The organism is Roseburia sp. 1XD42-34 (assembly GCF_009917385.1).
Taxonomy (GTDB): Bacteria; Bacillota; Bacilli; order Bacillales; family Amphibacillaceae; genus Virgibacillus.
Window position 1 is genome coordinate 25,893 of the sequence record NZ_QWLJ01000008.1, and the last position, 23,405, is coordinate 49,297.

Here is a 23,405-nt window from a genome sequence, read left to right on the forward strand (position 1 = left end):
TTATGTAAGATGCAAGAAGCGCTTTACCAAGCCATACGTTGCAAGTAATCAGCTATTTGATTAGTAAGACCTGAGAAAATAAACGACAGTTCACATTATTTCAAGTGAGCTGTCGTTTTCAGTTTTAAAGTTTTTAAGCAAGGAGCAGTGAGATAAAGTACTAGCTCCTTAAGGTAGTAGTCCATAACCAGCGTACGGGCTTCTAATTTTGCTTAAATATCTTTATTTTTCCATTGTTGAAAGGTCGCCTGCTGGCAAATCAAGTTCCCATGCTTTTAAGACCCGACGCATAATCTTTCCGCTTCTTGTTTTCGGTAAAAAGTCGCGAATTTCTATTTCCCTAGGAGCAGCATGAGCAGCAAGCCCCTCTTTAACAAATTGGCGGAGTTCTTGTTCTAGATTTTCTGTTTGTTCAAAGCCATCTCGTAGAGCAACGAACGCTTTAACTATTTCACCACGTACTGGATCTGGTTTTCCAATCACAGCAGCCTCAGCAACTGCAGGATGTTCAATAAGCTTACTCTCTACCTCAAACGGTCCGACTCGTTCTCCTGATGTCATAATGACATCGTCATCTCGTCCTTGGAACCAAATATAACCGTCTTCATCCATGGAGGCTAAATCCCCGGAAATATACCAGCCTTCTAGTGCAAAATATTCTTTCCATTTTTCTTCGTTTTTCCATATTCGCCGCATCATGGATGGCCAAGCTGTTTTAATACATAAACGACCCATTTGACCCCTTGGAACTTCATTGCCATCCCCATCTAAAATAGCTGCTTCTATACCTGGAAATGGCTTTCCCATAGAACCAGGTTTTATGTTCATAGTCGGGTAATTGGAAATCAAAATACCTCCTGTTTCTGTCATCCACCAATGATCATGTATATCGAGACCATAAACTTTTCTTCCCCAGTAAATCACTTCTGCATTGAGCGGTTCTCCAACACTTAAAATATGTCTCAATGAGCTAAGGTCATAGTTTTGGATGAGTTCATCGCCAACAGCCATCAACCTACGAAAAGCTGTAGGTGCACTATACCAAATGGTCACTCGGTATTTTTCAATAGTAGAATACCAGTCTTCAGGGGTAAATCTCCCGCCACGGATAACACTGGATGCGCCATTGAGCCATGGCCCAAATATTCCGTAAGATGTCCCCGTTACCCACCCTGGATCAGCTGTACACCAATAAACATCATCTTCTTTTAAATCTAATACCCATTTGGCAGTTTGGTATTGTTGGATCATCGCATTATGAACATGCAACACCCCTTTTGGTTTACCAGTAGACCCAGATGTATAATGAAGAATCATCCCATCTTCACGATCCATCCATTCAATATCCAGTTTACGAGATGATTTTTTCATCTCCGTTTCATAATGGTGGAAGCTGGTATGTTGCGTGTTTTCAGGAACATCACCATCACCAATTAAGATGATATCTTTTAAATGGGGTAGTTTTTCATATGGAACACGTGACAGTAGCTCGGATGTCGTTATTAGTGCAGTAGCCTCACTATTTTCTAAACGATCGTGCACTGCTTGTTCCATGAATGCTTCAAACAAGGGTCCTGCAATTGCGCCAATCTTTAGAATTCCAAAGACGCTAATATAGGTTTCAGGTTGGCGTGGTAAGAACAGAAATACTCGAGCTCCTTTTTGGACACCTATTTTTTTTAGTACATTTCCAAATTTGTTGGATAAATATTTTAAATCTTGAAACGTATATTTTTCATCGCGTGTCAAATCACTATAATATAAGGCAACTTTGTTTTTCCGCCATGATTCAGCGTGACGATCGATTGCCTCATATGCCATATTAACTTTTCCTGTTTGGTACCAAGAGAACGTTTTTTCTACTTCTTTCCAAGAAAAACTTGCACATGCTTCCTCATAACTAGGCATATTTGGTTTTTCATGTAAAGAAGCAACTGCTTTATTCATACGAATCCCTCCCGTAAGATATCATTTTTCGTAATTATATCTTTATATAAAATAATGTATGCGGATCATACCACATATGATGTGCTAGTTAATAGAATAATATTATTCTTCCATTAAGAATAATCCCTATATCCAGTATTTGCTTTCACTTTAACTTCCGCATATCGCGTAGTATCCTGTTCTTTTGATAATACTGTGCCAATATAACCTCCTAGAAAACCAAGTGGTACAGATATAAGCGCTGGATTATCCAGAGGGAAGAGAGGATTGCCAACAAATAACGCTTCTCCCTCATTTGGAGAAAATACACTTGGACTAATAGAAACGAGAATTAATGCAGAAACTAACCCAGAGAGCATCGCTGTAATCGCACCTGCTGTATTAAACCTCTTCCAATATACAGTATATAAAATAACGGGGAGGTTAGCGCTTGCGGCGATGCAAAAAGCTAGGGAAACAAGGAAAGCCACATTTAACGTTTGGGCAAACAGTGCTAACAGAATCGAAAAAGCGGATACAGATAAGGCTGCATAACGCGCGGCGAGCATTTGCTGTTTATCGGTTGCTTCTCCTTTTTTAAAAATTTGACCGTATAAGTCATGAGCAAATGCGGATGCTCCTGAAAGAACAAGTCCAGCTACTACTGCGAGAATGGTTGCAAAAGCAACTGCAGAGATAAAGGCAAATAAAATGTCTCCACCGATTACTTCAGCTAATAATGGAGCAGCCATGTTGCCACCTGGATTTGCAGCCATTATGTTTCGCTCGCCAACAAACGCTGCCGCACCAAAGCCTAAAAAGAGCGTTAATATATAAAAGATTCCAATTGTCCATGTTGCAGTAACGACTGAGCTTCTTGCTGTTTTGGCATCTTTTACGGTGAAAAAGCGCATCAAAATATGAGGCAGTCCAGAAGTTCCGAGTACAAGTGCAATCATTAAAGAAATAGTTCCCAGTGGATCGGTATACTTTAAGCCAGGTTTTAAGAAGTCTGCACCATGACCGGTTGCGGATTTCATTTCAGTAAACATCGTGGAAATGTTAAAGTTAAATTTTAGTAGAACAAGAAATGAAATAATCACCATTCCAGCCATTAGTAGAACTGCTTTCGTAATTTGCACCCAGCTTGTTGCAATCATTCCGCCAAATAACACATAAATGGTCATCATGATGCCTACAATTAACACAGCGATCCAATAATCGATTCCGAATAAAAGCTGGATGAGTGCTCCTGCGCCGACAAGCTGTGCAATCATGTAAAAAAGGACAATGGTTATAGTACTTAAAGCAGCTACACCACGGATTTTTTTCGCATCAAAGCGAGCATTAATCATATCCGCTAATGTATATTTTCCGAGATTACGTAGTGGTTCTGCAACAAGTAATAATACTACTAAATAGGCAATTAGAAACCCAATACTATAGAAAAACCCGTCAAAACCATGTAACGCAATTGCCCCTGCAATTCCTAAAAAAGAAGCAGCTGATAAATAATCTCCAGCAATTGCTAATCCATTTTGCCAACCAGTTAAACCGCCCCCGGCAGTATAAAAGTCTCCTGTGGTTTGCGTTCGTTTAGCTGCTAAATAAGTAATCACTAGTGTCAATAATACAATGCTCAAAAATAAGATGACTACGGTGGCATCCATCTTCATATAGCATCTCTTCCTTTGTCGTCTATTTGTTCACGAATGATTTGCTCAGCTTGCTTATCAAATGAAGAAGCTTTTTTCGCATAAATGGTACATAGCACCCATGTCATAATGAACTGAGAAAAAGCAAAAATCCATACCCAGGAAATATCGCCAAATGCTGGAGTATTTAAGAAAGTTGTATAAGAGGTTAAGATTGGCAATATAAAGTAAAATACTAAAAAGAAAATCGTTAATGGCAAAATAAATTTTTTTCGTTCGTACATAAGTCTTTGAAACGAAGAACTGCTTTCTATCTTGACATAATCCACTCTCTGCCTATCGGTACGCTCTTTATCATCGTGACTCTCCAATGTTATCCTCCTCCTTTTTATAAGACCACTGTCAGGCAAGTGATGTAAGCGCTTAATAATAGTATAAAGGTGAGACAACAACCAGATAATATTTTTGGTTCAACGGTAGAAATCAATGTCCGAATGGTTTTTATTGTTTCCTGAATGGTTACTTCGAAAAAATAGTAAGTAAAGTTTTCCTTGCAGACCTGCTTACAGGAATAATTGTTTGTTGTTTATCTTTAAGCGTTATGTTACTTGTACCATTAAACCATGGAGTAATCTCGTCAATATAGTTAAGATTAACTAAATAGCTACGATGAGTCCGAAAAAACGCAAATCCCATCAGCATATCTTCTAGTTCTTGAAGGGTCATGCGACAATGAATGGTTTTATCGGTTGTATGAATTTCCAACATTCGCTTAAATGGCACGGCATAATAAATAGATTCAGGGTCAACCACTACCATACGTTCTCCGTTATCAAGCAAAAGCTTTTGGGAAGAAGAGTTAGGTTGAACTTCCTCCTTCGCCTTATCCCAGTCGACTTTTTGGTCTTCGATTTGAGCTAATCGTTTTCGTACACGTTTCATGGCTATTTTAAACCGTTTCACATCATAAGGTTTTAATAAATAATCCACTGCTTCAATTTCAAATGCATCTAAAGCATAATCATCATATGCTGTTGTGAAAACAATTAATGGTACGTAGTCTTCTGAGATACGAAAAATTTTTTTAGCAGCTTCCACTCCTGACATCTCCGGCATATGGACATCAAGAAAAATAACATCTGGTTCATATGTGAAAAAATATTCAATAAGTTGTTCTCCAGTTTCTGCTGCTGGGCAGATGTGTACATTTTCCTCATGTTTAAGAAGATAAAGTAACTCCTTCCGTGCCATATGTTCGTCCTCGGCAATTAATATTTGAATACTCATCATATAACCACCTTATAATATTTTCATTTAAAAGCTGAAAGGAATATAGTCGATTTGTAACTCTTGCAAATAAGGTTTACAAAACAGGAAACTATGAACAACATAGCTTGATGTGTGAAAGAGCTTCTAAAGTTGAAATTAAAACTGCTGCTAAGCTGATTTTCCCATTCTATTTAAAATAAGGAAAAATGATCGGTTTAAAATAATTAGGAGTAGCGAACGGAGCTTTTATCTGACGATGTTATGTTGTTGGATTGTTAATTAGCTCTCCTGTGGTTATTTTAGGAATACGAAATAATACTTCACTTCCACCAGTAGTTATATTACGAAATTGCAATTGCGCTGACTCTCCAAGCAAGTGGACTAGCCGCTCGTTTACATTACGCAATCCCGTTTTTTCATATGTTTCATTTTGTTTTACTGACGTTTGTTGCGGAAGAGTCTTTAACATTTCTTCCGAAAAGCCTACCCCATTATCTTGTACGCAGATAAGAATTGTGGTACTTTCTACTTGAAGGCAAACATTGATTTTGCCGTTGTGGGTCACATCTTTTAATCCGTGTCGCACCGCATTTTCAACCAGTGGCTGGATGGTAGATGGCGGAATAAATACTTCAGGTAAAATAGGTGGCCGGAAGAATAAAATTTCCATTTGACAGGCAAAACGGGCTTGAACAATATCGATATAGGCTTTCACATGCTCACATTCTTTTTCTAATTTCACTAATGATTTAGAAACAAGCCGTAAATTAAATCGCATATAGTTTGCCAGTTGAACTGTAATATATTTCGCCCTGTTAGGATCTTCTCGAATTAAAGAACTAATTAAGTGTAGTGTATTAAACAAAAAGTGTGGATTAATCTGGGCCTGTAAGTTGCGTAATTCTGCATCGCGTATATATGATTTTAGATTCTCAGCGGCAATAGTATCCATCTGCTTGGATATCAATTGTCCTAAGCCTTTTGCGAGCATGATCTCTACTGGACGAATATGTTGCGATTTACGGAAATAAAATTGGATTAACCATGTTGCTTCATCATCCGCTACTATTGGAATAATAATGGCAGCCTCCAAAGGGCAGTCTTGTTTTCTACATTGAACCTCAGAATGAGTGTAAGCAATTTTCATTTCTTTTGTTTTTATTGCTTGACGAGAAATAGCAGTACTTATTGGATCTCCTGGACGATGGTGATCATCGGCGATACCTACATGAGCAAGCACTTCTGTTCCGCTTGTAACGGAAACGGCAGCCAGTTTTAAACGACTATGTAGTAGCTGGGCGATGCCTATTGCCATTTGCTGTGGATAATCATTTCTTAAAAACGGGAGTGCTTCCTCCGCGATTGCAAGAGCTTGTTTAGCCGCAAGCGCTGCCTCATTTTCTTGTTCCCGAAGAACTATGCCAATCATTGCCGTAAAAACGGCGATGGCGATGCTATTTGACAATACTAATGGAAGACCGATTCGGTCCACAATAGCCACTGTTTCACCTAATTGCGCATGAATAATTAGCAATAATTGCATATGTAATACAGGTGGAAAAACACCAATAAACAATGCCTTCATTGGTGAGATGACGCGTTCATTGGAAAAAAATTGCGCTGTTAATCCAGCTAATAGCCCAGTAAGTGGATTTACAATTCCATTGGCAAGCCAACCGACACCCCCTAATAGCATGACATGTGCTCCAGCAATAATGCCTGCTCCAAATCCAACCGAAGGACCTCCTAAAAGGCCAGCTATTACAATAGCGATTAGGCTCGAACTTACAATAAGCTGATCATCCTCCGCTTGCCAAACAAAGCTGCGAATAATGGAATCCCCATCAATGGTGATTCCTGTTATGGTACTGGCAATACCAAACAGACCAAAAATAAAACTATGAACAATAGACATTCGTACACTATACTCCCGATAAAGTAATGTACGAAAACCAGGTGTACGAGTCATAACAAAAGCGATTACTAGTAGTAAACCTTGTCGTTCGAATAAAATAATAATCAATTCCTTCAAGATCTTTCTCTCCTTGTAGTAACACCTGTTTGCGCTCTTAGGAAAAATGTTTGCTTTTCCTTCGTCCACTTCTCTCTCTCACGAGTTACATAGCTACCGATAATCGCCCCTAAAAAACCAATAGGAACAACGATAATTCCGGGGTTATATAGCGTGAATATAGGTTTATATGGTATCCAACCTCCATCCGTATTCATTATATGTGGACCAAGAGCAACGAAGATTAAAGATGCGGTGAGTCCACTTATCATACCAATGAGAGCTCCTGTTTTATTGAAGCGCTTCCAATAAATTGTTAATAGTAGAATAGGAAAATTACTAGAAGCAGCGACAATAAAGGTTAAAGAGACTAAAAAAGTCACATTTATATTTTCAAGTTGCAATGCAAATAGTGTCGATATAAGACCAATTCCTAATGCAGTCCATCGCGCAGCTTGAAGTTGTTCTTTTTCAGTTGATTTTCCCTTTCTTATTAAATGATGGTAAACGTCGTGTGAAAATGCAGAAGTTGCAGAAATGACCAGACCTGAAACTACTGCAACGATCGTTGTAAAAGCAATTGCGGAAATGAATGCTAATAGAAAGTCGCCGCCAACCGCTTGTGCCAAAAGAGGTGCTGCTAAATTACCGGTAGAATCTGTAGTAATTAATAGTTCGAAGCCTAAAATAGCTATAGTTCCAAGACCAAGCGCGAGGGTCATGAAGTAAAATATACCAATGATCCAAGTAGCACTAGTAATGGACCGACGTACCTCAAGGATGTTTTTAACAGTGAAAAGGCGAATTAAAATATGTGGTAATCCAGCTGTACCTAGTATTAATGCCAACTGCATAGATAACATCTCCAATGGTCGTTGAAACAAATGTCCAGCCCCAAAAAATGCTTCTCCTAACGGAGTTCCTTTTTTTACAGCTGCTAATAAATCTTCTATTTTCCAATTAAAATGAGAAAACACAATTAATGATAGTAGGAAGGTTCCGGACATTAATACGACTGTTTTTACGATTTGTACCCAGGAAGTTGCTAGCATTCCTCCGAAGACAACATATATTGTCATCAAACTACCTATCACAACTACGGAGATCGAATAATCGGTATTTAATAAGAGACGAATGAGGAGACCGGACGCGACAAGTTGAGGAATCATGTATAGAATGGATATGATAAAAGCGCTGATTGCCATCATTAGGCGCATTTGTCTCCCAGGAAACCGAGCGCAAATTACATCTCCGAGTGAGTATTTACCAAGGTGGTGTACGGGTTCAGCAATTAAATAAAGTACAACAAGATAGGAAACGAGAAAGCCAATGGAATATAAAAAGCCGTCATATCCGTGTAAAGCAATTGCCCCTACAATTCCCAAAAAAGACGCTGCACTTATAAAATCTCCTGCAATTGCCATTCCGTTTTGCAGTCCAGTTAAACTGCCAGCTGCTGTATAAAAGCGATTTGCTGTCTTACTTCGTTTTGCTGCCCAATAAGTAATAATCAACGTACATACAATAATACAGATAAAAAACAGGAAATAAGTTAAATTCAAGATACTGCCTCCTGTTTTAGCTTGTTCTTATAACGGTCAAATTGCTTTGCTTTTCTACAATACAGCCATCCCAATACCCATGTCATAGGTATCTGTAAAAAGGCGTATAGCCATCCCCAGGTAAATTCAAATAAAATACTTGTACTGTTCATGAAATCTGGAAATAATGCGAGTGATAAAGGGAGCATAAAGTAAAATGCCAAAAGAAAAACTAGCATTTGGAGAAGAAATCGTTTCTTTCTTTTAATCAGCATCTCATATTGCGTATAAAGCAAAAGAACACCAACTTTCTCTCGAAATTTCCCAAGAGCATTTTTATCAGTATTTTCTCTCTATTATGAATATAGTAACGGAGAGGGGGAATGTTGTAAAGTCTAAACTTCCAAGTTTTTTCTTAAAATAAAGAGTCTGAGACATAAGCAATTATTATAATGCAAAGAAGCCGTACCAAATCATAAATTGATTGTTCGGCTTCCTTAGCGATAAAAAAATTTCTAACATCGCTATGGCAAAATGCTTCTCTTTCTCACCGGATTTTAAAGCTCGGTTGTTTCGTGGTAGGCTACGTGTCTATTTCATAAAATGCCTTTAGGTTATATTATTACGATACTCATAACCATGGGGGTGAATGTACCTCGAATAAATGAAAATTCACTTTATTATTCTCAAAGGACTATATAGTAATTTTATTCTCTGTTATCGATGCGTCTTGTTCATAGGCTTCCTGTAGTTTCTGCGTGATTGCTCCAGGTTTTCCTGCTTGGATTTGCTTATTATCTACTTGAACAACTGGCATAATTTCTGACGTGCTACTAGATAAGAATACTTCATCCGCTTGGAAGAGCTCATCTTTATAAAAAGCCTGCTCATGAAATGGGATGGAAAGATCGTTTGCAAATTTTTCTACACGTATACGTACACAGCCGTGCAAGATGCGATTGGTAGCAGGGTGAGTGTAAATTGCCCCGTCTTTAACGATGTAGATATTAGACGAGCTGCATTCGGTGACAAGTTCATCCCGATGCAAAATAGCTTCATAACAGTTTTGTTCCTTTGCCTCTTGTTTTGCTAGCACGTTAGGAAGCAAATTTAAACTTTTGATATAACAGTTTTCCCAACGGACATCCGGTCTCGTAATCGTACAGACACCATGTTTTAATTTCTCACTATGACGAGGTAAATCTTGGACGTAAGCATATAAATTTGCTGGGGTATCGATTGGGAATACATGATCACGAGGTGCAGATCCTCTGGTTGCTTGTAAATATACTTTTCCGTCTGAGGTCATTTTATTTTTTTCTAACAACTTCAGTAATAGGCGAGTCAGTTCTTCTTTCGTTACATTTAAATCAATTTTAATGGCTTCTGCCGAACGAAATAAACGGTCCATGTGTTCTTTTAAAAGGTAATAGTTACCTTGGTAAATTCGAATGACTTCATAAATACCATCACCAAATTGCAATCCCCGTTCTTCAAACGGATAATGTAAGCTATCTTGGTGGGTAAAATTTTGCTGTGCTAATACAATCGGGTATACAGCCATGCTTCCTCTCCTCCCTAAATCTTATGACTATTCTATAACTTCTTTCATGGAATGTAAATATGTATTTTGTCTACTGAACTCATTTTTCTAATGAGATTCGTCGGAGTTCACAATTTAAGTTAGCGTAAAACGATAAAATAGTATTAACTTGAGGTTTTTGGTAATATGTAGCGAATGATATGAAATATTATGAATAAATTTTATGTAACGTTATAAACCCATTGAAATTTTACTTACTGACTACCTATGGATGGCAAGAGTTTCAACTATATGATGAAAGAATATGGAGACACATAAAATAGTAGCTTTAGATAAGGTGAATGTAGCTAAAAAGGAAGGCTATTCGGATAGTAAACAATGATAACTTAGGGAATCTATTTCTTTCCATAGATGAAAACGGAAACATTAATTTTTTGTAAACTTTTTGTCGAGAAATATTAAATTTCCTCTTGATTTGTTTTGAAGATATTGCTATAATAATTTCTGCAGTCAAAAAAATACATTTTTTGATGCGGGTGTAGTTTAATGGTAAAACCTCAGCCTTCCAAGCTGATGACGAGGGTTCGATTCCCTTCACCCGCTCCATACATATGTCTTAACGCAGTATTTCGTAATAGTAAAGGTACGAAGTATTGCGTTTTTTACATTATATAAAAAATAGGGACTTGCCATAGTCCTTATCTATCCCATATATAAGTTGCTGTAAGACTCCCTCCTCAGGGAGTTGGATGTATTGACACGTCCAAGTGGGAGAGAACAGCAACTAAATGCCTTGTTTTTAAGAGGTCTTAGATCATACCCTTTGGGCTACTAATAATCAGTGGTGGTGAATGAAAACCTTCACTATTTGAGATACCCTTTCCCCCGAATGTAACTGGGCAGTAAGGTCTGTTCTTCCATCCTAGAGTAACCTCCTGGAGGTCTGTAAATGTTTGATTTTTCATCTAATCATGGAATTCAAGTTTAAACTTGATGGACATTTGTTTTACTTCGTTTACGGGAACATGTAAAATCGGAATCGAAAAGAAAATAAAGTTACCTGTATAAACAAAGTAATTGAGGTGTAAGTATGCATAGCTTATTACAAATTTTAAAACAAATTAATGGAACTGGATATAAGGGATACAAGCGTATTCAAGGTCGTTACCAAACAGATAATTATGATTTAGCAGTTGATTATGTACAAGGAGATCCATTTGCGTCCCCTTCTAAAATACGTGTGATTATCCCTGTGAATAAACGAGCTATTCAACCAGCTTGGCTTGAAACCTATTCGCGGAAAATAGCTACTGAGGATGCATTTGCGCGTATAATCGGGAAAGAAGTCGCCAGACAACCAACGTCTGTAAAAGGATCGGGTAAAAGTGGGTTAATTTTATTTGATCGTCCTGGACAGGAAAAGCTAGAACGAACTGCTGTGCAGATTAATTCCACAACAATAACGGTTTGTCTTTCGATTGGTTTACCTGCAAACGGAAGAAAAATTAATGGCAGAGAAGCGGAAAAACTATTTACCCAAGCACTTCCAACCATCATCGATCGATCTGTATTTACGATTACAGATGAAACAATTGAACAAGCAATACAACTCGCCGATCAGCAAGATGCTATACGAGAAGAAATGAAGCAGCAGGGCTGGGTTGCATTTTTAGCCAATGGATCTATCTTACCAAGGGAAAGCGGAATTAGTAATCGTCCATTAAAACAGGCGGTTCCTTTTCAAAGCCCTGCTGAAAATGAAGTTGCTATTGACATTCCGCATGCTGAAGAGCCGCTCAAAGGGATGGCGATTAAACAAGGAATTACACTGATTGTAGGTGGTGGATACCACGGGAAAAGCACCTTGTTAAAAGCGATTGAGCGTGGTGTTTATGCGCATGTACATGGGGATGGTAGAGAGTTTGTTTTAACAGATCCTGCTGCTGTGAAAATACGCGCAGAGGATGGTCGCAAAGTGACAGGCGTAGATATTTCTCCGTTTATTAATAATTTGCCGCATGGACAGGACACCACATTTTTTTCAACAGATAATGCCAGTGGCAGTACTTCCCAAGCCGCAAACGTAATCGAAGCGTTAGAAGCTGGAGCGTCTACGTTATTAATGGATGAGGACACAAGTGCAACCAACTTTATGATTCGAGACCATCGCATGCAACTACTTGTTCACCCCGACAAGGAACCTATCACACCATTTATTGATAAAATAAAACAATTACGAGACGAATTAGCAGTATCGACGATTATTGTTATGGGTGGGTCCGGAGATTATTTTGCGCATGCAGATACAGTGATTCGTTTAGAAAATTATCTTCCTGATAATGCTACAAATGAAGCAAAAGCAATTATGAAAAAATACCCTTTAGATAGAAAAAAAAAGGCGGGAGAACCGTTTCGTATAAATGATGCTCGTTATTTTCAACAACAGACGCTACAGACTAAAAAAGGAAACCGCTCCAAAGTTCAAGCGAAAGGACTCTCTCATATTATCATGGGAAAAACAGATATTGCCTTTTCCGAAGTGGAGCAGCTAGTTGACCCTTCACAAACACGTATGATTGCAGAAATTTTACAGCACTTCGATCATCCAAACAAAATGAATCATTTAGCGTTGCCAAAACTGCTTGACAAAGTAGAAGAGCAAATGAATAAACGAGGCTTAGCCTCTTTTACCGCATTTCCACATCAACACCCAGGTGATTTGGCAAGACCGAGAAGGTTCGAGCTTGCAGCAGTGATTAATCGGATGCGAACTGCGGTTGTTAAACGGCGTTAGGGAGGGAACGATATGCATACAGATTCATTAAAGCAGGAAATTATCGCATATAGTAAACAAATTGGAATTGATAAAATTGGTTTCGCCTCTGCAGATGTATTTACGGAATTAAAAGAGCGGCTCCGTAAGCAACAAGAATTAGATTACCAATCGGGGTTTGAAAAAGGCTCTATTGAAGAAAGAACGGAGCCTACTCGATTATTGCCCGAGGCGAAATCAATTATTTCTATTGCTTTAGCGTACCCCACTCGAATGAAAGGTGCACCAAGAAGTACGAAAGAAGAACGACGTGGCTTATTTGCCAGAGCTTCTTGGGGTGTGGACTATCATGTTGTCATGCGTGAAAGACTGGAGAAACTTGCTGCTTTTATTCAGGAAAGAGTGCCAGATGGTAAGAATAAGGTTATGGTTGATACAGGGGAATTATCAGATCGCGCAGTTGCAGAACGAGCAGGAATCGGTTTTAGTGGGAAGAATACCTCCATTATTACACCGGAGTTTGGTTCTTTCGTTTATTTAGGTGAGCTAATTACGAATGTCCCTTTTACGCCGGATGAGCCTGTTGACGATGGCTGCGGGAGTTGTACAAAATGCATTGACGCTTGCCCTACAGGAGCGATTGTGCAAGGGGGGCAGCTTAATGCCAAGCGCTGCATCGCCTTTTTAACGCAAACAAAAGACTTTTTACCAGAGGAATTCAGGTCGAAAATTGGTAATCGTGTATACGGCTGTGATACATGCCAGATGGTTTGTCCGAAAAATTTAAAAGTAGATTTTCATATTCATCCTGAATTTGAGCCAGAGCATGAGGTGGCTAAGCCAAAGTTAATTCCCATGTTAAAACTATCAAATCGTGAATTTAAGCAGACATTCGGCCATATCTCAGGATCATGGCGTGGAAAAAAGCCAATTCAACGGAATTCACTAATTGCTTTAGGGCATTATAAAGATACAACTGCTGTAGCAGATATGATTGAAGTGATGAGAAGGGATCCTCGGCCTGTTATTCGGGGAACCGCAGCTTGGTCCTTAGGCAAAATAGGTACAGAAGAGGCCTTCCAAGCTATCAAGGAAGCGATGTTAGAAGAGGAAGATGAGCAGGTATTGGTTGAAATGGAAAAAGGACTTGCTTTTGCGCAGTTGAAAGACACCGCTAAAAAAAGATGATGTTTGCCAAGCTTTCTCTCCATATACTATGTGGGGGGGTTTTTTATGGAACAATTAAAAACGTATTGGCAAGATTTTTTTTCGCGGGACAGAAAAGGTGACGATTGGTGGACGAGAAAGCAAGCTTTATGTGCAAAGCGCGGTGCCGAAATTATGAAAATCAAAGGAAATGGACATGTATATAGTACGATGCGATATGATGAGCAGGAATACTATCAATACCACTTGCATGTACAGTTCTTAGTAAAACAAGAAGAGCAGTTATATTTGGAAGAATCCGTGACACCTTATATTTTTCGTATGGACCATCTAGGCGAAATAAAAGATCATCAACATCAAGTTCAAAAGCAGGAAGCAGAAGGTGAAGAGCAGTTTTTTAATGAAACAGATAAATTTGTAACTACAAGAAGCCCATATGATCGGCAAGCTGCTGTGCAATATGCAGAACGTTGGTGGAATGATTATAATCCAGCTTATCGCCGGTTCCCGGTGGATTGTACGAATTATGTTTCGCAATGTTTATATGCAGGTGGAGCACCGATGTATGGTGCTCCTGTAAGAGAACGAGGTTGGTGGTATCAGGATAACAACTGGAGCTTTAGTTGGGCTGTTGCCCACTCTTTGCGCTGGTATTTAGCGGGGTCTACAAAAGGTTTAAGAGGAGAGGAAAAGGAGACGGCAGAACAGCTCATTCCCGGAGATGTTATCTGTTATGATTTTTCCGGAGATGGCAGATGGGATCATAATACGATCGTCGTTGCTAAAGATGCCAATGGGATGCCACTCGTAAATGCACATACGGATAATAGTCGAAATCGTTACTGGTCTTACGAAGATTCCACAGCTTGGACAGCAGACATACAATATAAATTTTTCCGTATTTATACAGAGTAACGTTTTAAAAATATTTGAAGAGTTTTTATCTCCCGCTCTACGTTTAAGGGGCACTATTCTCCTTAAAGAGAGAAGCTTTTCACTTCGTATAGCCTAACTTCACCAATGGAAAAAGTAGTGCTATACTAACACTATATAAAGTGAAGCTTAATTCAGTAGGGGGTTTCTTCCGTTTCCTACATGAATGTCAGCACACCGTAGTGTGACCCCTAAAGTCCCTCGGGTTATTTGGGTGCTGTTATCTCCTGTTTAGACCCTTTGGATCAACTTGAGGCTTCCAACAAGTGGGAGATTATGGCAACATACGCGTGGGATAAAGAAGTAAGGAGATTAGAACACAGTGAGTTTACATGTCGTATTATATCAACCAGAAATACCAGCAAATACTGGAAATATCGCCAGAACATGTTTAGCAACCAATACCACACTTCATTTAATTCACCCGCTTGGGTTTTCAACAGAAGATAAAATGCTGCGCAGAGCAGGATTGGATTATTGGCATAATGTAGATATCCGCGAGTATCCATCCATTCAAGACTTGTATGAGACGTATCCAGAAGGAAGTTACTATTATATTGAAAATTTCGGAACGAAGCACTATACCGATTTTGATTTCAGTGATGTGAATGAGCCATTATTTTTTGTCTTCGGCAGGGAAACAAATGGGATACCAAAGCATTTATTAGCAGGGAAAGAAGACCGCTGTTTACGTATTCATATGGGAGAACAAGTAAGATCATTAAATTTATCTAATACAGCAGCTATTATTATTTATGAGGTGTTGAGGCAACAAGGCTTTCCAGGATTATCATGATTACTTAGAGATGATGAAAGAGACTGGGTATAAGCAAATATTATATAGCAAAAGCCGAACAATCCATTTATCATTGTTCGGCTCATTTGCATTAAAAAAACTTTATTACCGCTATGTCAATATACTTCGCTTTCCGTGAGCACTGCCTCAGCTTTCACGGAAAGCAAAAACTTCTTTCCTGTGGGAACTTCAGCTCGGTACAGAAGTCTCCCTATTTTGACTACGCTAAAACTAGCCTCTACACAATTGGCAATCTATTGTTCGTTTTTTAAGAGATAAGAAAGTATAAAAATTTTGGCTTATGATTACCGATATAACGGAATAGCTACGTCCGGCTTTAAGCGCCCAGCAACTAGACGACTTCACGAATCGCCCTACGATAAGTCCTCATTGGTTCGTGGTTAAGAGGAAGGCCGACTAAAAACGGGCTTGCCGCTCAGGCGTCGACATACTCCTGTTGCAGGAGCATGATTCCTAAAACTTTAGTTGCTTCGTTCCAGTCGCTTCGTTGCTAAACGGGCGCTTCCGCCTTTGTTCTCAGCTGCCTTCGTTATGTCCCAGCCCCTTTGTTTTATGATCAAGCAATCCTAAAGAAGCATTTGCGTATATACATGTTTGGAGGTAGACAAATCAATGCCATGCATAACTTACAATAATCACATTGTCAGAAAAAGAACAATATCTTATTAGTTTATCCGAATATAAGGTGCTGTAAGATTCCCACTTCAGAGTTGGATATTTCGGTGTACTGCAATAAGTCTAAGTGCACCTAAATGCCCTATTTCGTTAGAGACCGATAAGGTCACCCTTGGGCTGCTAACAAGCCGTGGTGGAGGAATGAAAATCTCACTAATTGAAGATTCACTTTGTAAGTCCATGAAAAGACGTTGTAACGGAATGCTACAACGTCTTTGTGTCCATCCTTTTAAAGCTAGTGTGGCAAAAAGTTTCAAGTACTTTGCTGTTTTTTCGGCATACCTGGCTTTGATTCATATCCCGAAGTGAAACAAGAAGTTATAAATACAATAGCTACCCCTAAGATTAAAGCTAATTTCATCTCGTCATCCTCCTTTAGCTACATGTCAATATACTGTCTAGTGACTCTATTATAACGAATGATAACTGAAAAGGAAACAGCATGTATGGGAAATGAGTCAATTCTCATCTCGCTACAGTACATGTTAGTTTTTTTTATCTATATGCAGCTGTCCATATTTCTATTCCCTCCGTTTAAGTAGTTGTTAATCATAACAGGAGCAACAATTGGACAGAAATCATTACAAAAGAAAACCAAATTATCCCGAATATAAGGGCTGTATGAATCCTACTTCAGAAGTTGGAACATCTGTACAGTAGCAAGTCTAAGCGGGGGATAACAGCACCTAACTGTTTGCTTTGTTCACCTAACCATCTGTGGGGGATGAATGAAAACTCCCTGATTGAAGGTTCACTTTATCTTTAGTTGATTCGTTCCATTCGCTACGTTGCTAAACGGGTGCCCCCGCCTTTTTTAACTATATAAAATAAAGGAAAATTACCATAGATTTGAATTCTGCCTTTTTTGGTGAATCATTTGAAAATTTAAATTATATACAAGGTTGGAACAGCCTGTTGTATCCACTAATAAAATAGGGTATATTAGTTGAAGTAATTTGTAGTCAGTTCTATAATGAACATTGAATAATGTATACCGTTTCATACGGATAACGTAACTTCTAGATGGGGGTATAAAAGGTGGCACAAAATGAAGAATCCAATGAGCGATTCTGGTCAGAATTTCATGGTCCAAACATGGGGTATGTAGAAGAACAATATGAATTATACAAAGCGGATCCAGAGGCAGTAGATCCATCCATTAAAAAGATGTTCGATGAGCATGGAGCCCCTCAGTGGTTATCCCAAGCAAATGTTTTAGCTGGAGCAGAGGCTCAAGCAACATCTGTAGATGATGTAAAGAAACTTACCTCAGCAATGAAACTTGTTGAGGCTATTCGACGTTTTGGTCATTTGGAAGCTGATATATATCCAATCAGACGTAATGAACGAACGTCAAATTTAGTGCAAGCTGAAAGCTATGGATTGACAGAGGAAGACTTGGCAAGCATTCCAGCTTCTTGGTTATGGGATAAAGCTCCTAATCATGTAGAAAATGGATTAGAAGTAGTGAAAGAGTTAAAAAAGTACTATTCTGGTACGATTACGTTTGAATTTGATCATCTGAATAATGAAGAAGAACGCAACTGGTTACTGGATTTAATTGAATCTGGTAAGGCAAGGTTGGATCTTTCGAATGACGAAAAAATGGAGCTGCTAGATCGTCTTGCTCAAGTAGAAGGTTTTGAAGGGTTTTTACAAAAGACCTTCGTTGGTCAAAAGCGATTTTCAATTGAAGGTTTAGAAGCAATGGTTCCAATGCTGGATCAGATTGTGAAAAATGCAAGCGCGGACAAAGTAGAAAATATTATGATGGGGATGGCTCATCGTGGACGGCTTGCTGTCTTAGCACATATTCTTGGAAAGCCATATGATAAGATATTCTCAGAATTTCACCATTCGCCAAATAAAGAATTGATTCCTTCTGAAGGATCAACAGGTATTAATTATGGCTGGACAGGTGATGTGAAATATCACTTTGGAGCTACGAAAGAGCCTGATGGAGAAGAGGTAACGACACGTATTCGTTTAGCTCACAATCCGTCACATTTAGAATTTGTAAACCCGGTTGTAGAAGGATTTGCTCGCGCAGCGCAAGATGATCGTTACGAAAGAGGCTATCCAAAGCAGGATATGAATAAAGCTATTCCCGTTTTGATCCATGGGGATGCTGCATTTATTGGTGAAGGGGTAGTCGCAGAAACATTGAATCTAAGCGGTCTTCCAGGCTATACAACTGGTGGTTCCTTGCACATTATTGCAAATAATTTGCTAGGATATACGACAGAGCAAGAAGAGGGACGTTCCACACGATACGCAAGTGATCTGGCCAAAGGTTTTGAAATTCCAATTATTCATGTCAATGCTGATGATCCTATTGCGTGTATTTCAGCAATTCAAATTGCATACGAGTATCGCCAGAAATTCAATAAAGATTTTCTTATTGATTTAGTTGGGTATCGCCGCTATGGTCATAACGAAATGGATGAACCACGTATGACCCAGCCAGGGCTATACAAATTAATTGACAATCACCCTTCTGTGTCTCAAGTATTTGCCAAAGACTTGGAGGAAAAAGGAATTATTAATGAGGCTCAACTGAAAGAAATGAAGCAAAAAACAGAGTCCAAACTACGTGATATTTATAATAATATGAAAGAAAATGAAACCGGCGATTGTGAACCGAAACCAATGCCAAAAGCTCTGAAAAATGGGTTAGATCAGTTCGAAACAGCAATAGACTTGAAAACTTTAAAATCATTAAATAAAGGTCTATTAAAACGTCCGGAAGGATTTAATAGTAATAGAAAGCTAGAACGTATTTTAAAGCGACGTGAAAATGCATTTCAAGATGGGGAAAAAGCGGATTGGGGAACTGGTGAGGCATTAGCGTATGCTTCCATTCTACGAGATGGCATTCCTATTCGATTAACGGGACAAGATTCAGAAAGAGGAACGTTTGCTCATCGTCATCTCGTATTACACGATGTAGAAACGGATGAAAAGTTTTGCCCAATGCATATCTTAGGTGAGGCAAAAGCTTCTTTTGATATTCGGAACAGCCCGTTGTCTGAAGCAGGTGTGTTAGGCTACGAGTATGGGTATAGCGTAGAAGCAACGAATACACTTGTTATTTGGGAAGCGCAATTTGGTGATTTTGCTAACGCGGCTCAGGTCGTATTTGACCAATTTATTTCGTCTTCTCGAGCTAAGTGGGGAGAAAAGTCCAATATGGTCATGTTACTTCCTCATGGTTATGAGGGGCAAGGTCCTGAGCATTCCAGTGCCCGCTTGGAACGTTTTTTACAAATGGCAGCAGAGAACAACTGGATTGTGGCATATGTTACTTCTTCTGCACAATTTTTCCATTTGCTACGTCGTCAGGCTGCGCTTCGAAATCGTGAAGAGGCTAGACCATTAATCATTATGACTCCAAAAAGCAGTTTAATTCGTAATCAACGTATTGCATCAGCTGCAGAAGAATTTACAACTGGTAAATTTCTTGCTTTACGAGATCAGCCAAATCTAAAAGTAAGCAAGAAAAACGCTAAACGCTTACTTATCGGTAGCGGTAAAATCATGGTAGATATTGAAGAAGAAATGGGACAATCGAAAGAAAAGTATGATTGGCTTCGTGCACTGAGATTAGAGCAAATTTATCCGTTTCCAAAAGAACAATTGGCTAAAGAAATAAAACAGCTGCCAAATTTGGAGGAAATTGTTTGGGTACAAGAAGAACCGAAAAATATGGGTTCCTGGGATTTTGTTGACGATTATTTAAGAGATCTACTACAGGAAGGACAAATCTTACGTTATATTGGACGTCCTGATCGTTCGTCACCAGCCGTAGGTGAACCAAATGTGCATAAAACAGAGCAGAAGCAAATTATTCAGGAAGCAATAGCCCCATCACAAGGAGGAGATTCTAATGAATGAAATTAAAGTACCGGAACTAGCTGAATCTATTACTGAAGGAACGATTGCTGAATGGTTGGTGAAAAAAGGGGATAAGGTTGAAAAAGGCGATCCAGTTGTTGAATTAGAAACAGATAAAGTGAATGTAGAAGTGAACTCAGAATACTCTGGTGTGATTACACAAATTATTCAAGAGGAAGGCGATGACGTAGAAGTTGGCGATGTCATTGCAAAAATTGACGAATACGCAGAAGCTGGAAGCGATGATGCTGAATCAGCTCCAGCTGAGAAAAAAGAAGAAAAGCAAGCAGAACATACGGAAGAGTCTTCTAAACAGGAGACTAAGGAAAAAACAAAAGAAAAGTCAGGTGAAGAGACAACAAGTGGCGACGTCATTGCCTCTCCAGCTGCCAGAAAGCGTGCTAGAGAGCTAAATATTGATTTAAGTAAGGTAAACTCACGTGATCCACTTGGCCGTATTCGCCCTGAAGATGTAGAAGCAGCCTCAAAAAATGAAGCGAAACCAACCAAACCAAAAGAGGAGAAGAAGCCTGCTGAAAAAACAGAATTTGATAAGCCAGTTGAACGGATTAAAATGTCTCGCCGTCGGCAAACGATCGCTAAGCGTCTAGTTGAAGTACAACAAGAAGCAGCAATGCTTACGACATTTAACGAAGTAGACTTAACAAATGTAATGAAGCTACGCAGCGAACGTAAAGAAAAATTCATTGAAAAACACGGTGTGAAGTTAGGCTTTATGTCTTTCTTTACAAAAGCTGTTGTTGGTGCATTAAAAGATTTTCCACTGCTTAATGCAGAAATTCAAGGCAATGAAATAGTAATGAAGAAATTCTATGATATTGGGATTGCAGTTTCTACAGAAGAGGGCTTAGTAGTACCTGTAGTGCGAGATGCAGATCGTCTTGACTTTGCAGGAGTGGAAAAAGAGATTGGTAACCTAAGCAAGAAAGCTCGAGATAAGAAGCTTACAATGAGTGATTTACAAGGTGGCTCCTTTACAATTACGAATGGTGGAACATTCGGTTCCATGCTTTCCACTCCTATCTTAAATGCGCCTCAAGTTGGTATTTTAGGCATGCATAATATTCAAAAACGTGCCGTCGTAATGCCAGATGACAGCATTGAAGTACGCCCTATGATGTATTTGGCGTTATCTTATGACCACCGCATAGTAGATGGAAAGGAAGCAGTACAATTTCTTGTGCGTGTAAAACAATTACTGGAAGATCCTTATGATCTCCTATTAGAAGGGTAACATATAAACGATTTATAACCCCCTGTTTCTTGTTAGAAACAGGGGGTTTTTTGGTGGCCAAACACTTAATATAGGTATTAAGTGAAAAGTCGCCGAAGTTCACAGTAAATTCGTTTGAATGCGCAAAAAAATCGCTGAAGTTCATAAGAAGGTTGCTCGAAGTTCACAATTGCTAGCTCCTTTAAAATATAATTACTTTAAAGAGTTATGAGTAATAAATGAACATACACAGCTACAACTGCCGTTAAATAATGGATTAGTCAAAGAAAAATGAGGGAATCATATTTCCAAAGTGCTTATCAAAAATTTGTCTGCCATGGGGGGTCCTTCCAATTCAAGAGTTGAAGACGATTTAAATAGGAAATAACCGCTACTACCTTAGAGGAAGGCTGGTAACATAAAGCATATCACGTAGAAAGCATTTTTTTATTTTTAAGGTAAAAAAAACTATATCAACAATGCAAGAAAACAGAAAAATATTTTTTTGTTTCAAGGGTGCTTGCACTTTAAATTCATGATCTTTGAAACAGGAAAATCCTCAGAAAATGAGGATTATTAATAAGGTTAATACCGAATATCTAATCTGAAATGTATGTATAGGAATTTTCATTAATCGTTACAAAAATTTTAAACTTGACAGAAAAAACAAATAGTTGCATGACGTCAGACATCTTGTTAAAATGAACGTAGAAGAAATTATGAAAACAGTTACAAAATAGGGAGGAAACCATCTTGGGTATACTGTTAGGTTTAGTTGCCATTGTCATTGTACTTGCACTAGCATTCTTAATGTCGAATGATAAAAAAAACATTAATTACAAAGCAATCGGCATTATGTTAGTTTTTCAGATTTTAATTACTCTATTTATGTTTAAAACAGATATAGGACAAGCAGTAATTAAAGGTATTTCAGCTGGTTTTAATAAATTAATCGAATTCGGTACGAAAGGGATTAATTTTGTTGTTGGTGGATTTGTATTAGAAGATAGTGGTGTCTTTTTCTTTAACGTTCTATTATTAATTGTATTTTTTGCTACCCTACTTTCTGTTCTGACATATTTGAAAATTTTACCACCTATTATTAAATATTTGGGCGCGTTAATTTCAAAAGTAACGGGTCTTCCACGCGTAGAATCTTTTAACGCGGTAAACAGTATTTTTTTCGGCCAATCGGAAGCTTTGATTGCCATTCGCTCTCAGTTTCATCATTTGAATGCAAATCGGCTTTACATTGTAAGTGCTTCCGCAATGGGTTCTGTTTCAGCTTCGATTGTTGGTGCTTATTTGCAAATGCTTCCACCAGAATATGTACTTGTTGCACTTCCTTTAAATATGTTCAGTGCTTTAATGGTAGCGTCGGTGATTGCGCCTGTTAACGTACCGAAGGAAGAAGATATTGTCGATATTAAAGATGTAAGTAAAGATAAAAGTCTTTTTGAGGCAATGGGTAACGGTGCACTAGAAGGTGGTAAAATTGCACTTATTGTTGCTGCTATGCTGATTGCATTTATTGCTTCACTAGAGTTGGTTAATTGGTTGATTCAATTTGTGTTTGCAGGAATAACCTTACAAGATATATTAGGCTATGTTTTGGCACCAATTGGTTTATTGATGGGAATTTCACCAGGTGAAGTTATCCAAGCTGGCTCTATCATGGGTACGAAAATTGTTACAAATGAATTTGTTGCGATGCTAAAATTCCAACAAATCATGGGTGGAATGTCTGAAAAAACAGTCGGTATTGTTACTGTATTTCTAACAAGCTTTGCTAACTTCTCTTCTATTGGTATTATTGCTGGTACTGTAAAGGGAATTGATGAGGAAAAAGCTGTTAGCGTATCTGGTTTTGGAATGAAACTTCTAATTGGAGCAACGTTAGCTTCTATCCTATCTGCTTCTGTAGTAGGAATGTTCCTATAAAATGGGGATTTTCCGCGGAACACAGG

General features: G+C 38.6%; 15 protein-coding genes and 1 tRNA gene. 8 read left to right on the forward strand and 8 right to left on the reverse strand.

Annotated elements, in window-relative coordinates; genetic code table 11:
* Positions 1–222 precede the first annotated feature (222 nt).
* From acsA to dat, 8 genes are all read right to left on the reverse strand, one after another.
* Positions 223–1,947 (reverse strand): acetate--CoA ligase, encoded by a 1,725-nt coding sequence (gene acsA, locus D1839_RS06255; protein ID WP_120378708.1) that lies wholly within the window; start codon positions 1,945–1,947, stop codon positions 223–225.
* A gap of 113 nt (positions 1,948–2,060) precedes the next feature.
* Positions 2,061–3,602, reverse strand: a complete 1,542-nt coding sequence (locus D1839_RS06260; protein WP_199689947.1) for a solute symporter family protein — start codon at positions 3,600–3,602, stop codon at positions 2,061–2,063.
* A complete protein-coding gene (locus tag D1839_RS06265) occupies positions 3,599–3,952 on the reverse strand; it encodes a DUF485 domain-containing protein (protein ID WP_199689948.1) in 354 nt (117 codons plus the stop codon). Before D1839_RS06265 ends, D1839_RS06260 begins: the two co-directional genes overlap by 4 nt.
* Positions 3,953–4,100: 148 nt before the next feature.
* On the reverse strand, positions 4,101–4,868 hold the full coding sequence (locus D1839_RS06270) for a LytR/AlgR family response regulator transcription factor (RefSeq protein WP_120378709.1): 768 nt from the start codon (positions 4,866–4,868) through the stop codon (positions 4,101–4,103).
* 241 nt (positions 4,869–5,109) lie between these two features.
* Positions 5,110–6,882 (reverse strand): LytS/YhcK type 5TM receptor domain-containing protein, encoded by a 1,773-nt coding sequence (locus D1839_RS06275; RefSeq protein WP_120378710.1) that lies wholly within the window; start codon positions 6,880–6,882, stop codon positions 5,110–5,112.
* Positions 6,879–8,423 (reverse strand): solute symporter family protein, encoded by a 1,545-nt coding sequence (locus D1839_RS06280; RefSeq protein ID WP_120378711.1) that lies wholly within the window; start codon positions 8,421–8,423, stop codon positions 6,879–6,881. Before D1839_RS06280 ends, D1839_RS06275 begins: the two co-directional genes overlap by 4 nt.
* Complete coding sequence (locus tag D1839_RS21285; RefSeq protein WP_353616251.1) at positions 8,420–8,677, reverse strand: DUF485 domain-containing protein; 258 nt, start codon at positions 8,675–8,677, stop codon at positions 8,420–8,422. The genes D1839_RS06280 and D1839_RS21285 overlap by 4 nt, the downstream gene beginning before the upstream one ends.
* 419 nt (positions 8,678–9,096) lie before the next feature.
* Positions 9,097–9,966, reverse strand: a complete 870-nt coding sequence (dat, locus tag D1839_RS06290; protein WP_120378713.1) for a D-amino-acid transaminase — start codon at positions 9,964–9,966, stop codon at positions 9,097–9,099.
* A gap of 511 nt (positions 9,967–10,477) precedes the next feature.
* On the opposite strand from dat, the gene D1839_RS06295 reads away from it, so the two are divergent.
* From D1839_RS06295 to D1839_RS06330, 8 genes are all read left to right on the forward strand, one after another.
* Positions 10,478–10,551 (forward strand) — tRNA-Gly (locus D1839_RS06295).
* Positions 10,552–11,035: 484 nt separating this feature from the next.
* Positions 11,036–12,739, forward strand: a complete 1,704-nt coding sequence (locus D1839_RS06300) for an ABC-ATPase domain-containing protein (RefSeq protein ID WP_120378714.1) — start codon at positions 11,036–11,038, stop codon at positions 12,737–12,739.
* A 12-nt stretch (positions 12,740–12,751) separates the two neighbouring features.
* Entirely contained in the window at positions 12,752–13,906 is a 1,155-nt protein-coding gene (gene queG, locus D1839_RS06305; RefSeq protein WP_120378715.1) for a tRNA epoxyqueuosine(34) reductase QueG, read from the forward strand.
* A 45-nt stretch (positions 13,907–13,951) separates the two neighbouring features.
* Entirely contained in the window at positions 13,952–14,800 is an 849-nt protein-coding gene (locus tag D1839_RS06310) for an amidase domain-containing protein (protein ID WP_120378716.1), read from the forward strand.
* A 340-nt stretch (positions 14,801–15,140) separates the two neighbouring features.
* A complete protein-coding gene (gene trmL, locus D1839_RS06315; RefSeq protein WP_077297128.1) occupies positions 15,141–15,614 on the forward strand; it encodes a tRNA (uridine(34)/cytosine(34)/5-carboxymethylaminomethyluridine(34)-2'-O)-methyltransferase TrmL in 474 nt (157 codons plus the stop codon).
* A 1,734-nt stretch (positions 15,615–17,348) separates the two neighbouring features.
* On the forward strand, positions 17,349–20,204 hold the full coding sequence (locus D1839_RS06320; RefSeq protein WP_120378717.1) for a 2-oxoglutarate dehydrogenase E1 component: 2,856 nt from the start codon (positions 17,349–17,351) through the stop codon (positions 20,202–20,204).
* Entirely contained in the window at positions 20,197–21,459 is a 1,263-nt protein-coding gene (gene odhB / locus D1839_RS06325; protein ID WP_120378718.1) for a 2-oxoglutarate dehydrogenase complex dihydrolipoyllysine-residue succinyltransferase, read from the forward strand. The genes D1839_RS06320 and odhB overlap by 8 nt, the downstream gene beginning before the upstream one ends.
* Positions 21,460–22,191: 732 nt before the next feature.
* Positions 22,192–23,379: a NupC/NupG family nucleoside CNT transporter gene (locus tag D1839_RS06330; RefSeq protein ID WP_120378719.1), complete on the forward strand. Its 1,188-nt coding sequence runs from the start codon at positions 22,192–22,194 to the stop codon at positions 23,377–23,379.
* Positions 23,380–23,405 lie beyond the last annotated feature (26 nt).